Source organism: Paraburkholderia sp. BCC1885 (assembly GCF_900996235.1).
Lineage (GTDB): Bacteria > Pseudomonadota > Gammaproteobacteria > Burkholderiales > Burkholderiaceae > Paraburkholderia.
Map to the genome: position 1 here is coordinate 75,093 of NZ_CAAJGM010000022.1, position 15,026 is coordinate 90,118.

Sequence of the window (15,026 nt, forward strand, 5' to 3'; positions counted from 1 at the left end):
CATCCGTGACGCGGGCCTGGCTGGACTTAAGGCTTGTTTTAGGGCTTGTTTTAGGGCTTGTCGATCAGGGTTTTGGTTGCCTCGGCAACGAGGCTTCGCAACCAGCGCACTTCATCGGAGTAATGCACCCGTTCGTGCCATAGCTGGTAGTACTGCATTGGCGGGAAATCCAGCGGCGCGGGCACCACGGTCAGAGGCAGGAATTTCGCGTAGTAGTCCGCAAAAAGCCGCGTCGTGGTGAAGATCAGGTCCGACTTGATCAGCACATACGGCGCCAGATTGAAGTACGGCAGAGTCACGACGACATGACGCTTCAGGCGTTCGCGCGCGAGGTGCACGTCGATCGCGCCGCGTTGGCCGACCGAATAGGGAGTAGGCGCAAGATGCGGGGCATTCAGATACTGGTCGAGCGTCAGGCCGCCGCGCTTGGCGAACGGATGGGCGTTGCTCATCAGGCAGACGATCTGGTCGACGAACAGGTTCGACAGATGCAACTGCTCGGGCGGCTCCGGCCAGTTGCCGACCACGATGTCGAGCTTGCCGTCCTCGAGCGCCAGTTCATAGTCGAACGCCGGCCCGAGCGAGTGAAACTCGAGCGTCGCATTAGGCGCGGCCTGGCGGAACCGCTCCACCACCGTCGGCACGAACAGCACGTTCAGATAATCCGGGCAGCCGATCCGGTAGCAGCGGATCGAGGTGGCAGGATCGAAATTGTGCTGCTGGAACTTGATGCGCTCGATTTCACGCAGGGCGTTCTGCACCGGTTCGAGCAGACGCAGCCCGTACTCGGTCGGCACCATGCCGGACTTGCCGCGCACCAGCAGCGGGTCGCCGGTGATGTCGCGCAGACGCCGCAGTGCCGCGCTAATGGCGGGTTGTGACTGATTGAGTTTGACGGCCGCGCGGGTAACGCTGCGCTCCATCAACAGGGTGTGCAAGACGCGTAATAAATATGTGTCGATCGCCTCGCGTTGCTGGCTCATGACTTCTCCGAAATATATGTTCTGGCTGATCGAATGGACCTTGGGGTATATGACTTTTAATATGGACACAAAGACGCGTCAAGAGAGGGATACCCGCACAGCACGCACTGGCGCGGGTTTGCGGGGATTTTTGGCGGCTCGACTGGCTGGGTCGAATTAGGTATTGTCATTTCGACATAACGAAGACGCGGCGCATTCGTCCGGGGCGCACCGCCTCGCTGCACGACACGGTCACCGACGTATTACGGAAACTCATGGGCGATTCCTCTTCCTATAACAGCGACGCCGCGCAACCCGCAGGCGCCCCGGCTATCCCGACTATTCCTGCGGCGGTGCCGCGGCTCGTGCTGGCGGGCATCACCAAACAATATCCGGCCGTGCGCGCCAACGACGACGTCACCCTGATCGTCGCGCCCGGCGAGATCCACGCGGTGCTCGGCGAAAACGGTGCGGGCAAGAGCACGCTGATGAAGATCATCTACGGCGCGGTGCGTCCGGACGCCGGTGAGATCCGTTGGGAAGGCGAGGCGGTGGAAATCGCGAGCCCGGCGGCCGCGCGCAAGCTCGGCATCGGCATGGTGTTTCAGCATTTCTCGCTGTTCGAGACGCTGACGGTAGGCGAGAACATCGCCCTCGCGCTCGACGAACCGTTCGACCTGAAGACGCTGGCAAAGCGCATCCGCGAAGTGTCGGCGGATTACGGACTCGATATCGACCCGCAGCGTCACGTGCATAGCCTGACGGTGGGCGAGCGGCAGCGCGTGGAGATCGTGCGCTGCCTGCTGCAGAACCCGCGTCTGCTGATCATGGACGAGCCGACTTCGGTGCTCACGCCGCAGGCGGTCCGCAAGCTGTTCGAGACATTGCGGCGTCTCGCGGCGCAAGGCTGCAGCATTCTCTACATCAGCCACAAGCTCGACGAAATCCAGGAACTATGCGACACCGCCACGGTGATGCGCGGCGGCCGTGTGACGGGTCACGTGAAGCCACACGAAGAGACGCACGCGTCGCTCGCGCAACTGATGGTGGGTCACTCGCTGCCCGACTACACGCGCCGCGCGCATACCCCCGGTGCTGTGCTGCTCGACGTGAAGCATCTCTCGGCGGCCAGCGACGATCCGTTCGGCACCTCGCTCGACGATGTCTCGTTCAGCGTGCATGCCGGCGAGATCTTCGGCATTGCGGGTGTCTCCGGCAATGGGCAGGCCGAACTGCTGGCGGCACTCTCCGGCGAGCAGCGCGGCGCGCATGCCGAGGCGATCACGATTTGCGGCAAGCCCGCGGGCAAGCTCGGTGCGGGTGGGCGCCGCTCGCTCGGCTTCGGCTTCGTGCCGGAGGAACGTTTGGGCCGTGGCGCGGTGCCCGCCATGACCCTGGCGGAAAACGCGCTGCTCACCGGCCACCGCCAGAAGATGGTGAATTCCGGCTGGATCAAGGCCGGCGCAATGCGCGCCTTCGCCAGAAAATGCATCGACGCCTTCGACGTGCGTTGCGGCGGCACCGAGGCGCTCGCGCAAAGTCTGTCGGGCGGCAATCTGCAGAAGTACATCGTCGGACGCGAGATTTTGCAGGCGCCGAAGGTGCTGGTGGTCGCGCAGCCCACCTGGGGCGTCGATGTCGGCGCGGCCGCGTTCATTCGCCAGCAGTTGCTGGATCTGTCGGCACGCGGCGTCGCGATTCTGGTGATCTCCGAAGAACTCGAGGAACTGTTCGACATCTGCGATCGCATCGCCGTGCTCGCGCGCGGCCGGCTGTCGCCGGTGCGCATCACCGGCGATACCAACGCCGAGGAGATCGGCCGATGGATGGCAGGTCTGTTCGGCGGCCGCGAAGAGGGCGCGGCGCCTTCCACCGAAGAACCGGCTCACGCATAACCTACGGCACCACGCAGACTCATGATCTTTCCGTATCGACTCGAAGCCCGTACCGCGCCGTCACGCACGATGCAGCTTGCCGTGCCGCTGATCGCCGCGCTGCTCACACTCGCGCTCGGCTTTCTGATTTTCGGCCTCGTGGGCCGCGATCCGCTGGAGGCGATGCACGCCTTCTTCATCGAACCGCTTGCGAATGTGAACGGCTGGTCCGAACTGCTGCTGAAAGCCTCGCCTTTATGCCTGATTGGACTTGGGCTCGCCATTGGCTATCGCGCCAATGTCTGGAACATCGGCGCCGAAGGACAGATGCTGCTTGGCGGTATCGCGGCGAGCGGCGTGGCGATCTATTTCGATCAGGCGAGCGGCTGGTGGATTCTGCCCACCATGATGCTGGCCGGTGTCGCGGGAGGCATGGCGTGGGCGGCGATTCCCGCCTTTCTGAAAAGCCGCTACAACACTAATGAAATCCTGACGAGCCTGATGCTCACCTACGTCGCGGCGCAATTGCTGATCTATCTGGTGAGCGGTCCGTGGCGCGATCCGCAGGGCATGAATTTTCCGCTCTCCGAAATGTTCAGCGGCGACGCGCTGTATCCGACTTTTTCCGGCGACTGGCACTGGAAATTCCTGCGTGGCACGCGTCTGAATGCCTCGATCTTCGTCACGTTGGCTGCGATTCCGTTGGTGTGGCTTTTCATGCGCAAGAGTTTCGCGGGCTTCCGCATGAACGTGGGCGGCCTCGCGCCGCTCGCCGCGCGCTATGCCGGCTTCTCGGACAAGAAGACCATCTGGACTTCGCTGTTGATCAGCGGCGCTCTTGCGGGTCTGGCGGGCATGGGCGAAATCGCCGGACCGATCGGGCAGTTGCAGGCGACCTGGTCGCCGGGTTACGGCTTCACCGCGATCATCGTCGTGTTCGTGGGGCGCTTGCATCCTGTGGGCATCGTGCTGGCGAGTCTGTTGATGGCATTGCTGTATCTGGGCGGCGAGGCGGTGCAAACCTCGATGCAGTTGCCGCAGGCACTCTCCGGCGTGTTCCAGGGGCTGCTGCTGTTCTGCCTGCTGGGCGCCGACCTGTTTGTGAATTACCGCGTGCGCCGCCGTACCGCGGCCGTTCACGCGAACTGAAACTGAAGCCCACCGATTTTCCCGACCCGGCCTTATGGATATCCAACAAGCTAGTGCGCTCACCTCGAGCGCCGTTACTGCCGCGATTCCGCTGATGTTTGCGGGAGCAGGCGAACTCGTCACCGAAAAATCGGGAGTCCTGAATCTCGGCGTGGAAGGCATGATGCTGATGGGCGCCGTCAGCGGCTACGCGGTCACGTCGGTGACCGGCGATCCGTGGCTCGGCGTGCTGGCGTCGATCGTGGCCGGGCTCGCCATGTCGCTGCTGTTCGGCTTTCTCACGCTGACCATGCTCGCCAACCAGGTCGCCACCGGCCTTTCGCTGACAATCTTCGGTATCGGGTTGTCGGCTTACGTCGGCAAGCCGTATACGTCGGCGGCGGTGCGCGCGTCGATCGACACGTGGACCATTCCGCTGCTCTCGAAGATTCCGGTGCTCGGGGCCGCCTTCTTCAGCCTGACGCCGCTCGATTACCTCGCCTTCATCATGTTCGCCGTAGTGGGCTGGTTTTTGTACCGCACCCGCGCGGGGCTCGTGCTGCGCTCGGTCGGCGAGTCGCCGCAGGTGGCGCATTCGGTGGGCTTTCCAGTGATTGGCGTGCGCTACGGCGCGGTCGCCTTCGGCGGCGGCATGGCTGGTCTCGCGGGCGGCTACTACTCGATCGTCAATCTGCACCTCTGGCAGGAACAGCTGACCTCGGGGCGCGGCTGGATCGCGCTCGCGCTGGTGGTGTTTTCCACCTGGCGGCCGGGGCGTCTGCTGATCGGCGCGCTGCTGTTCGGCGCTGTTACCGGCCTGCAGTTTTACGCGCAGGCGATCGGCGTGCCGGTGCCGACGCAGTTCCTCGCCATGCTGCCCTACGTGGCGACGATCGTGGTGCTGGTGCTGATCTCGCGCAATCCGAACACGATTCGCCTGAATGCGCCGGCGTCGCTCGGCAAGCCGTTCTTCGCGGCGGGCTAGCCGCTGCAACCCGTCATGTGTCTGATACAAGCTCGCTCAACGATTCGCACCAATCCATTACACGACAGGAGAAAACATGAAGAGAAGAAATCTGCTGACCGCCGCGGCGCTCGGTGCTGTGTCGCTAGCCCTTGGCGTGACGCTGTCACAATCCGCGCAGGCCGCAGATGCGCCGGGTGTCGCCTTCGTCTATCTCGGCAACCCGGGCGACGCCGGCTGGACCTATGCGCACGACCAGGGATCGAAGGCCGCCGAAGCGAAGTTCGGCAGCAAGATCAAGATCACGCGGGTTGAAAACGTGCCGGAATCGGCGGATTCGGAGCGCGTGTTCCGCGATCTGGCCAACAAGGGCAACAAGATCATCATCGGTTCGAGCTTCGGTTATCAGGACTTCGAACTAAAAGTGGCGAAGGACTTCCCGGATACCGTGTTCCTGCACGCAACCGGCTACAAGAAGGCGCCGAACTTCGGCACCTATGACGTGCGGATGTATCAGGGCGCCTATCTGGCCGGCGTCGCCGCGGGCTATGTGACGAAGACCAACACACTGGGCTTCGTCGCTTCGGTGCCGATTCCCGAAGTGATTCGCAACATCAACGCCTACACGCTCGGCGCGCGTTCGGTGAATCCGAAGATCCACACCAAGGTCATCTGGATCAATAGCTGGTTCGATCCGGGCAAGGAAAAGCAGGCCGCTGAGACGCTGATCGGGCAGGGCGCCGACGTGCTGCTGCAGAACACCGACTCGAGCGCGACGCTGGCGACCGCTTCGGAAAAGCACGTGCATGCGTTCGGCTGGGATTCGGACATGAAGAAATTCGGTCCTGACGCGCACCTGGGCTCGGTGGTCGGCAACTGGGGCGTGTATTACACGGCCGTGATCCAGCAGGTACTGGACGGTAAATGGAAGAACGATCCGGTGTGGTGGGGCATTCCGCAAAAGGCCGTCGATCTGGATGATCTGAACACGTCGGCGGTGCCGGCCAATGCGCAAAAGGACGTCGCGGCGAAGCGCGAGCAGATCGCGAGCGGCAAGTGGGATGTGTTCACCGGCCCGATCAAGGACCAGGCGGGCGAAGTGAAGGTGCCGGCCGGCAAGACGCTGGCCGATCCAGAATTGCAGCGCATCAACTGGTACGTGGATGGCGTGGACGGCGCTTTGCCTAAGTAATTGCGTGGGCCGCGCAGCGGATGGCTGGCGCGGCCTCGCGCCAGCCCGCGTTGCCGTTGCATCAGTCCAACTATCGACTAGGCGGCGATCCAGCAATCGCTGCTTTTAAGGGCTGCGTCCTCGCGGACGCCGCTTTTTTTCCTTATTCGATTCGCAGGCCGACCTTGATGGTCACCTGCCAGTGCACGACCTTATCGTCTTCGATATGGCCCCGCGTTTCGGTCACTTCGAACCAATGTAGATTTCGCAGGGTTTTGGACGCTTTTTCAATCGCGGTGCGAACCGCGTCGTCGCTCGATTTCTCCGACGATCCGGTCAATTCAATCTGCTTGTAGACGTGGTCTTTCATCATTTCCTCCTTAATCTTCAGGTATGAGAAGGCAGGGACCCGACATGTCCGTGCACGGTGAAGAAATAGGGCGCACATCGCGTGCCCGGCGCATCTCGCAGCGCCCCTAGGCCATGGCAGGCGGTCAAAGCGATCGTGCACGGGATAACATCTTGATAACCTGCTAAAATATTGGGTTGTTCGCCGCAAATTCATTCAAAGGACGCGCCGTGCTGTCTACCGCAAATATCACCATGCAATTCGGGCCGAAGCCCCTGTTCGAGAACATCTCGGTCAAATTCGGGGGAGGGAACCGCTATGGCCTGATTGGTGCGAACGGCTGCGGCAAGTCCACGTTCATGAAGATTCTGGGTAGCGATCTGGAACCGAGTTCGGGCAATGTCATGCTCGAACCGAATGTGCGTCTTGGCAAGCTGCGCCAGGACCAGTTCGCCTACGAAGACGTGCGCGTGCTCGACGTCGTGATGATGGGCCACACCGAAATGTGGAACGCCATGACCGAACGCGATGCGATCTACGCCAACCCCGACGCGACCGATGATGACTACATGCACGCCGCCGAGCTCGAAGCCAAGTTCGCGGAGTACGACGGCTACACGGCGGAAGCGCGCGCGGGCGAACTGCTGCTTGGCATCGGTATTGCCATCGAAGACCACAACGGGCCGATGAGCAACGTGGCGCCGGGCTGGAAGCTGCGCGTGCTGCTGGCGCAGGCGCTGTTCTCGAAGCCGGACGTGCTGCTGCTGGACGAGCCGACCAACAACCTGGACATCAACTCGATCCGTTGGCTGGAAGACATGCTTAACCAGTACAACTCGACGATGATCATCATCTCGCACGATCGACACTTCCTGAACCAGGTCTGCACGCACATGGCCGACATGGACTTCGGCACGCTGAAGGTCTATCCGGGCAACTACGACGATTACATGCTGGCCAGCACGCAGGCGCGCGAGCGTCAGCAGAACGCCAACGCCAAGGCGAAGGAACGCGTCGCCGACCTGCAGGACTTCGTGCGCCGCTTCTCGGCCAACAAGTCGAAGGCGCGCCAGGCCACCAGCCGTCTGAAGATGATCGACAAGATCAAGATCGAGGAATTCAAGCCGTCGTCGCGGCAAAATCCGTTTATCCGCTTCGAATACGAGAAGAAGCTGCACAACATCGCGGTGGTGGCCGACGCCATCACGAAGAAGTACGAGCGTACGATCTTCAGCAACTTCAGCATTAGCGTGCAGCCGGGCGAGCGCATCGCCATCATCGGTCAGAACGGCGCCGGCAAGACCACGCTGCTGCGTTCGCTGCAAGGCGGCGTGAAGACGGACCACGGCACGGTCAAATGGGCGGAGAACGCGAATATCGGCTACATGCCGCAGGATACCTACGAAGAGTTTCCGGACGACGTCACGCTGATGGACTGGATCGACGTCTACCGCCAGGAAGGCGACGACGAGCAGATGGTGCGCGGCACGCTGGGCCGCCTGCTGTTCAACGCGGACGACATCCGCAAGTCGGTCAAGGTGCTCTCGGGCGGTGAAAAAGGCCGCATGATCTGGGGCAAGCTGATGCTGGGCCGCCACAACGTGCTGCTGATGGACGAGCCGACCAACCACATGGACATGGAGTCGATCGAATCGCTGCAGATCGCGCTCGATAAATACGAAGGTACGCTGATCTTCGTGTCGCACGACCGCGAATTCGTCAGCGGCTTGGCGAACCGGATCATCGAAGTGCGCACCGACGGCACGCTGTATGACTTCGGTGGCAACTACGAGGATTTCCTCGCGAGCCAGGGCGTGCAGTAAGTATTCAGCCGGTCCGCTTCAGTTTCACGATGTAGCCGCGTGGTACGCGCCGGAACACCCGGTGGGCGCCACGCGGATCCCGCAGTCACGCGCCGCTTGAGCGCGCTTCAAATCTCCCCCCGCTTCGATTTTCCTTCCGCCTGAATGTCGTCCCGCACGTCAGCCATGACATGCCGGCAAGCGCGTCGTTGTCTTCCGCATTTGCGCCGTCCATCACGGTTTTCGCGCGCATAAACAAAATATGACAGATCGTTTGCACTTTCCTTGGCCAGGATCAAATTTCGCCCGAACGTTCGCTCGTAGAATCCGGCGGCGTACGCATTTAACTGCGTAGGTTGCGTGTTGCAACGGTGCAGCTGATCTCGGGGGTGGTCCAATGAAAAGCAGGCAAATATGATGAACAAAGGAGTTCTCTACAACAGGGTATGGATACCCGCCGCGGCCGCATTGGCCGCGTGTCTCGCAGGGTGCAGCAAGCTCGATGTGCTCGATCCGAAAGGCAGTGTCGGCCTGGCGGAAAAATCGCTGATCGGTACGGCCACTTTCACGATGCTGATTGTCGTCGTGCCGGTCATCCTCATGACGCTCTGGTTTGCATGGCACTATCGCGCCAGCAACCGTCGGGCGACCTACGCGCCGAAATGGGCGCATTCCACCGCAATCGAAGTGGTCATCTGGACGGTGCCGTCCATCATCATCCTGTGCCTTGGGGTGTTGACATGGAAAACGACGCACGAGCTCGATCCGTACAAGCCCATCGAGTCGGCGGTGAAGCCTATCAACGTCGAAGTCGTCGCGCTCGACTGGAAATGGCTATTCATTTACCCGGATCTCGGCATTGCGTCGGTCAATCAACTGGCTTTCCCGGTGGGGACGCCCGTTAATTTCCGCATTACGTCGGATTCGGTCATGAACTCGTTCTTCATTCCCCGACTGGGTAGCCAGATCTACGCCATGGCGGGCATGCAGACGCAGTTGCATCTGGTTGCGGACGAAGCGGGCGACTACGCCGGCGTTTCGGCCAATTTCAGCGGCAAGGGCTTTTCCGACATGAAATTCCGCGCGCTGGCCACCAATCCCGAGCAGTTCAACGCGTGGGTGCAACAGGTCAAGGCGTCGTCCGGCCGCCTCGACATGAATGAATACAACTCGGTGGCGCAGCCAAGCGAGAAGGAGCCGGTGCGCTATTTCTCATCGGTCGATCCGAAGCTGTTTCACAACATCATTGCGAAGTACAACAACGGCCATGTTCTCGATTTGCAGAACGCCAATTGCGGTACGAAGGGGTAACACATGTTCGGAAAACTGACACTTTCGGCGATTCCGTTCGATCAGCCCATTATCATGGGGGCGGGCGCCTTGATGGCGATTCTCGTCCTCGCCACGGCCGGCGCCTTGACGTGGTTCGGCAAGTGGAAATGGCTGTGGAGCGAATGGCTCACCAGCGTCGATCATAAAAAGATTGGCGTGATGTATATCGTGGTCGCCGTGCTGATGCTGCTGCGCGGCTTTGCCGACGCGGTCATGATGCGTCTGCAACTGGCGCTCGCCTTCAATTCGCCGGGCTATCTGCCGCCGCATCACTACGACCAGATCTTTACGGCCCACGGCGTCATCATGATCTTCTTCATGGCAATGGCGCTCATGGTGGGTCTGTTCAACCTGATCGTGCCGCTGCAGATCGGCGCGCGCGACGTGGCGTTCCCGTTCCTGAACTCGCTTTCGTTCTGGATGACGGCGATCAGCGCCATCCTGATCAACCTGTCGCTCGTGATCGGCGAGTTTGCGCAGGTTGGCTGGCTGGCCTATCCGCCGCTGTCGGAGTTGCAATTCAGTCCGGGCGTCGGGGTCGATTATTATCTCTGGAGCCTGCAGTTGTCGGGCGTCGGCACGCTGATTACGGCCATTAACTTCTTCGTCACCATTATCCGGATGCGCGCACCCGGCATGTCGTTGATGAAGATGCCGGTGTTCACGTGGACCGCGCTGTGCTCAAACGTGCTGATCATGGCAACGTTCCCGATCCTCACGGTCACGCTCGCGCTGCTCGGCCTCGACCGTTACGTCGGCATGCACTTCTTTACCAATGACGGCGGCGGCAACGCCATGATGTATCTGAACCTGATCTGGGCATGGGGTCACCCCGAGGTCTACATCCTGGTTCTGCCGGCGTTCGGCATCTATTCGGAAGTGATCGCAACCTTCGCGAAGAAGCCGCTGTTCGGCTACAAGACCATGGTCTATGCAACCTGCGTGATCACGGTGCTGGCGTTCCTTGTCTGGCTGCATCACTTCTTTACGATGGGTTCCGGCGCGGACGTCAATGCGTTCTTCGGCATTATGACCATGGTCATTGCCATCCCGACCGGCGTGAAGATTTTCAACTGGCTGTTCACGATCTATCGCGGCCGCCTCGAATTCACGGCCCCGGTGCTGTGGACGATCGGCTTCATGATCACCTTCACGATTGGCGGCATGACCGGCGTGATGATGGCGATTCCGGGCGCTGATTTCGTGCTGCATAACAGCCTGTTCCTGATCGCCCACTTCCATAACGCCATCATCGGCGGCGTGGTGTTCGGCTATCTGGCCGGCGTGCATTACTGGTTCCCGAAGGTGTTTGGCATCAAGCTCAACGAGAGACTCGGCAAGGCTGCATTCTGGTTCTGGTTCGTCGGCTTCTATGTGTCGTTCATGCCGCTTTATGTGCTGGGCTTCATGGGCATGACGCGACGCCTGAATCACTACGATAACGCGGCATGGCATCCGTGGCTGGTGTTCGCGGCATGCGGCGTGGTGTTCATCGCTCTCGGCGTGGTCTGCCAGGTTGTGCAGGTTATCGTCAGTGTGCGCAATCGCAAGCTGCCGGAATATCGTGACGTCACCGGTGATCCCTGGAACGGCCGCACGCTCGAATGGGCCACGTCGTCGCCGCCGCCGGTCTACAACTTCGCGAGCATCCCGGTGGTGCATGAACTGGACGCTTTCGCGCACATGAAGGAAACCGGCTTGGGTCTCGGCAACGAGACGGTGTATCACGACATCCATATGCCGTCGAACACCAGCGCGGGCTTCTTTATCGGCCTGTTTAGCCTGGTGCTGGGCTTTGCCGGGGTCTGGCATATCACGTGGCTCGCAATCGTGGCGCTCATCGCCATCATGGCGACGGTGATCGGCCGCAGCTTCGGCGATCACGACGGGTATTTCATTTCGGCTGATACGGTCCGCCGGACTGAGGAGAATAACGGCCGGACAAGTCAAGAGAAGCGGCGTGAAGCGTTTGCCGCTGCGGAGGTCAACTGATGTCAAGCAATACACAAGTCGCCGCCTTGGGCGAACTGGAACACGAGCACGCGCCGTCGCATTCCGTATTCGGCTTCTGGCTTTACCTGATGACCGACTGCGTGCTGTTTGCCTCGCTGTTCGCGGCGTTCGCCGTGATGGCGCACCAGTTCGCGGGCGGCCCGTCGGGCAAGGACCTGTTCGACATTCCGGGCGTTGCAATGGAAACAGCGGTGCTGCTGCTGAGCAGCATCACCTACGGTTTCGCGATGCTCGGCGCGCACAAGCGCAAGTCCGGTGTGGTGCTGTCCTGGCTCGCTATTACGTTCGTGCTGGGCCTGGCGTTTCTGCGCTTCGAAATGCTGGAGTTTTCGCATCTGATCGACGAAGGCGCTGGTCCGAGTCGCAGCGCGTTCCTCTCGTCGTTCTTCACGCTGGTCGGCACGCACGGCCTGCACGTGGCGCTCGGCCTGGTCTGGATGGTGGTGCTGGCCGTGCAGGTCGTCATCAAGCCGGAAATGTCGGAGCGCACGATCACGCGTCTCGCATGCCTGAGTCTCTTCTGGCACTTTCTGGATATTGTGTGGATCTGCGTATTTACGTTTGTCTATCTTGGGAGCGTCCTCTAAATGGCCCATACGCAATCGTTTCATAAAGAAGAGGCGCACGGCAGCGCGATCAGCTATATCGTCGGGTTTGTCCTCGCCGTACTGCTGACGGCCGCGTCGTTCGGTCTGGTGATGCAAGGCCTGCTGCCGCCGCAGTCGGCTCTCATGGTGCTGGCGGTGCTGGCGCTCGTGCAGATCGTCGTTCATCTGGTGTTCTTTCTGCACCTCAACACCTCGTCCAGTCAGCGCTGGAATGTGATGGCGCTGTGTTACACGGTGGTGGCTGCGGTGATCCTGATCGGCGGCACGATGTGGGTGATGCATAACGTCAGCATGAACATGATGTCGCGGTAAATTTATAGCGTTGTGGGGCAAGGCGCCAGCGCCACGGTTTGAACCGTGTTGCGTTCACCTCGCGTGGATTTTGCGTCGCCCATGACAACGGTCAAAGGAGCGTGTGCCTGAATAGGCTCACGCTCCTTTTGTTTGATGTGCGTCAATGCGCGCGCCGCTCCAGTGACCAGTATTGACGTTTTATCTCGTCGACTCAGGGTCTCATGTTCTCATCTCATTCCTTTGCACCGCTGGTCATTCGTGGCCGCTCGTTGCTCCCCATCGTTCAGGGCGGCATGGGCGTCGGCGTGTCGGCGCACCGGCTGGCTGGCAGCGTCGCGCGCGAAGGCGCACTTGGAACGATCGCCAGTATCGATCTGCGTCATCATCACGCGGACCTGGTCGAGCAATGCCGCGCGAATCCGGATCACGCCACGCTCGAACGCGCCAATCTCACCGCATTGGCCCGCGAAATTCAGGCGGCGCGCGCCTTGAGCGAAGGTCACGGCATGCTGGCCGTCAACGTGATGAAGGCGGTCAACGCGCATGCGGAATACGTGCGGGTCGCCTGCGAGAACGGCGCCGACGCCATCGTGATGGGCGCGGGGCTGCCACTCGATTTGCCCGACATGACGCAAGGTCACGACATCGCTCTGATTCCGATTCTCTCGGACAGCCGCGGCATCGCGCTCGTGCTGAAGAAGTGGATGAAGAAGGGCCGCTTGCCCGACGCAATCGTGATCGAACATCCGGCGCACGCGGGTGGCCATCTCGGCGTGACGAACCTCGCGGACATGCACGATAACCGCTTCGACTTCGCCCGCATCCTCGAAGAACTGGAGCCGATTTTCACGTCGCTCGGCTTGAAGCGGCAAGATGTGCCATTGATCGTCGCGGGCGGCATCAATAGCCACGAGGCCGTGCGCGCGTGGCTCACCGCGGGCGCCAACGGCGTGCAGGTCGGCACGCCGTTCGCCGTCACCGAAGAGGGTGACGCGCATCCGAACTTCAAACGTGTGCTGGCCGACGCGAGACCCGAGGACATCGTCGAATTCGTCAGTGTCACCGGACTACCGGCGCGTGCAGTCAAGACGCCGTGGCTCACCCGCTATCTGCGCAATGAAACCCGTATCCGCGACAAGATCGGCAGCCTGAAGAATGCCTGTCCCACTGCGCTCGAGTGTCTGAGTGTGTGCGGCTTGCGCGACGGCATCGAAAAGTTTGGACACTTCTGCATCGATACGCGGCTTGCCGCGGCGCTGCGCGGCGACGTCGCCAATGGGCTGTTTTTTCGCGGCCGCGAGGCGCTGCCGTTCGGCAATGCGATTCGCAGCGTGCACGACCTGATCGAACTGCTGCTGACCGGGGTGGCGCGACCACCTGTCGCAGGGCGGTGGGCGTTTTCGCTAGGTTGATGCGGGTCAACCCGCAGACCGCGTGGACCTTCCACAATTCCCGGGCTTCTTTCAACGACCGGGGAATAACATGAAGAACCACACAAAAAATCGCCTTAAGGCTTCAGCGATTGCATCGTGCCTGTTGGCGATGGGCCTTGCCATGTCGCAGGCACATGCGGCAGGCGACGACGAGATGAGTGGCATCCATGCAGGCGACGTTCTCGTCCGCCTGCGGGCCATCAGCATCATTCCGAACGTGTCCACCAGCAACACCTTGTCGGCGCTCAATGTGAACGTCAACAATGCAATCGTGCCGGAACTCGATCTCACCTACATGATCCGCGATTATCTCGGCGTGGAGTTGATTCTCGGGACATCGCGTCATCAGGTGACGTCGAGCCTCGGCAATCTGGGCGGCGTCAACGTACTGCCGCCCACCTTGTTGCTGCAATATCACTTCAACCATCAGGGCCGTATCCGTCCGTACCTCGGCGCGGGTATGAATTACACCTATTTCTATAACAACGGCCTGAATGCCGGCGGTCAGCCGATCTCCATTACCAACCACAGTTTCGGACCGGCTGTGCAGGGTGGTGTCGACGTCCAGGTGACGAAATCAGTTTTCGTCAACGCGGACATCAAGAAGATCTGGATGCACACGGACGCGACGCTCGGCGGCGCACCGCTGGGCCGGCTGGATATCGATCCGGTGGTGGTGGGTCTGGGTGTCGGGATGCGCTTCTGATAGCAGGCCTTGGGCGCAAGCAAAACGCCGGGTTTCCCGGCGTTTTGCCGTTTAGCCCCGGCTTCGCGCAACTTCGTGGTGGAGGGAGTGGCGGCCCGTCAAAGATGGTCGTTCTTGAAGCGCATGGCGGTGCCTTCCTGTTCGATGCGCACCCACACCGCGCGTTTTTCCTCGTCGCTCAGAAAAACCCAGTTTGAGACCTCGATTGCCGTGCGCCCGCAGCCCTTGCAGACTTCATCGAAGAGCGTGGAGCAAACGCCGATGCACGGGCTATCCGGAAGAGCGTGAAGATTCGAAGCCATTTAAAACCTTGGGACGGGACGCAGGAAGGTGCCGCTATGTTAACCGATGCGGCGCATCTGCCTCGGAGCGGCCGCACGGTATCGTTGT

The 15,026-nt window shown here is 61.0% G+C and carries 14 protein-coding genes; 11 read left to right on the top strand and 3 right to left on the bottom strand.

The window, feature by feature from the left end; genetic code table 11:
* Positions 1-50: 50 nt before the first annotated feature.
* Entirely contained in the window at positions 51-983 is a 933-nt protein-coding gene (locus FQ755_RS01655) for a LysR substrate-binding domain-containing protein (protein WP_012433318.1), read from the bottom strand.
* Positions 984-1,237: 254 nt separating this feature from the next.
* Here FQ755_RS01655 and FQ755_RS01660 point away from each other — a divergent pair, with 254 nt between their 5' ends.
* From FQ755_RS01660 to FQ755_RS01675, 4 genes are all read left to right on the top strand, one after another.
* Entirely contained in the window at positions 1,238-2,857 is a 1,620-nt protein-coding gene (locus tag FQ755_RS01660) for an ABC transporter ATP-binding protein (RefSeq protein ID WP_144150374.1), read from the top strand.
* A gap of 21 nt (positions 2,858-2,878) precedes the next feature.
* Positions 2,879-3,985 carry an ABC transporter permease gene (locus FQ755_RS01665; protein WP_144150375.1) on the top strand — a complete coding sequence of 369 codons (1,107 nt, stop codon included), beginning with the start codon at positions 2,879-2,881 and terminating at the stop codon, positions 3,983-3,985.
* A 34-nt stretch (positions 3,986-4,019) separates the two neighbouring features.
* Positions 4,020-4,949: an ABC transporter permease gene (locus tag FQ755_RS01670; RefSeq protein ID WP_144150376.1), complete on the top strand. Its 930-nt coding sequence runs from the start codon at positions 4,020-4,022 to the stop codon at positions 4,947-4,949.
* A 76-nt stretch (positions 4,950-5,025) separates the two neighbouring features.
* Entirely contained in the window at positions 5,026-6,120 is a 1,095-nt protein-coding gene (locus tag FQ755_RS01675; protein WP_144150377.1) for a BMP family ABC transporter substrate-binding protein, read from the top strand.
* A gap of 142 nt (positions 6,121-6,262) precedes the next feature.
* On the opposite strand, the gene FQ755_RS01680 is transcribed toward FQ755_RS01675, so the two are convergent.
* The gene (locus FQ755_RS01680; protein ID WP_144150578.1) at positions 6,263-6,469 is read right to left on the bottom strand and encodes a dodecin; all 207 of its coding nucleotides are present in this window, start codon (positions 6,467-6,469) and stop codon (positions 6,263-6,265) included.
* Between the two features lie 209 nt (positions 6,470-6,678).
* Between FQ755_RS01680 and FQ755_RS01685 the strand changes: the two genes are divergently transcribed.
* The 7 genes from FQ755_RS01685 (at position 6,679) to FQ755_RS01715 (ending at position 14,636) form a co-directional block, all read left to right on the top strand.
* The gene (locus FQ755_RS01685; protein ID WP_144150378.1) at positions 6,679-8,271 is read left to right on the top strand and encodes an ABC-F family ATPase; all 1,593 of its coding nucleotides are present in this window, start codon (positions 6,679-6,681) and stop codon (positions 8,269-8,271) included.
* A gap of 396 nt (positions 8,272-8,667) precedes the next feature.
* Positions 8,668-9,561 carry a ubiquinol oxidase subunit II gene (gene cyoA / locus FQ755_RS01690; RefSeq protein ID WP_409937025.1) on the top strand — a complete coding sequence of 298 codons (894 nt, stop codon included), beginning with the start codon at positions 8,668-8,670 and terminating at the stop codon, positions 9,559-9,561.
* 3 nt (positions 9,562-9,564) lie between these two features.
* The gene (gene cyoB / locus FQ755_RS01695) at positions 9,565-11,574 is read left to right on the top strand and encodes a cytochrome o ubiquinol oxidase subunit I (protein ID WP_144150380.1); all 2,010 of its coding nucleotides are present in this window, start codon (positions 9,565-9,567) and stop codon (positions 11,572-11,574) included.
* Positions 11,574-12,182, top strand: a complete 609-nt coding sequence (cyoC, locus tag FQ755_RS01700; protein WP_144150381.1) for a cytochrome o ubiquinol oxidase subunit III — start codon at positions 11,574-11,576, stop codon at positions 12,180-12,182. Before cyoB ends, cyoC begins: the two co-directional genes overlap by 1 nt.
* Positions 12,183-12,515, top strand: coding sequence for a cytochrome o ubiquinol oxidase subunit IV (gene cyoD, locus FQ755_RS01705; protein WP_144150382.1), 333 nt, complete (start codon positions 12,183-12,185; stop codon positions 12,513-12,515).
* A gap of 203 nt (positions 12,516-12,718) precedes the next feature.
* Entirely contained in the window at positions 12,719-13,909 is a 1,191-nt protein-coding gene (locus tag FQ755_RS01710; protein ID WP_144150383.1) for an NAD(P)H-dependent flavin oxidoreductase, read from the top strand.
* 130 nt (positions 13,910-14,039) lie between these two features.
* Positions 14,040-14,636, top strand: a complete 597-nt coding sequence (locus FQ755_RS01715; protein ID WP_260858250.1) for an OmpW/AlkL family protein — start codon at positions 14,040-14,042, stop codon at positions 14,634-14,636.
* 98 nt (positions 14,637-14,734) lie between these two features.
* On the opposite strand, the gene FQ755_RS01720 is transcribed toward FQ755_RS01715, so the two are convergent.
* Positions 14,735-14,938, bottom strand: a complete 204-nt coding sequence (locus FQ755_RS01720; RefSeq protein ID WP_144150385.1) for a DUF1289 domain-containing protein — start codon at positions 14,936-14,938, stop codon at positions 14,735-14,737.
* Between the last annotated feature and the right edge of the window lie 88 nt (positions 14,939-15,026).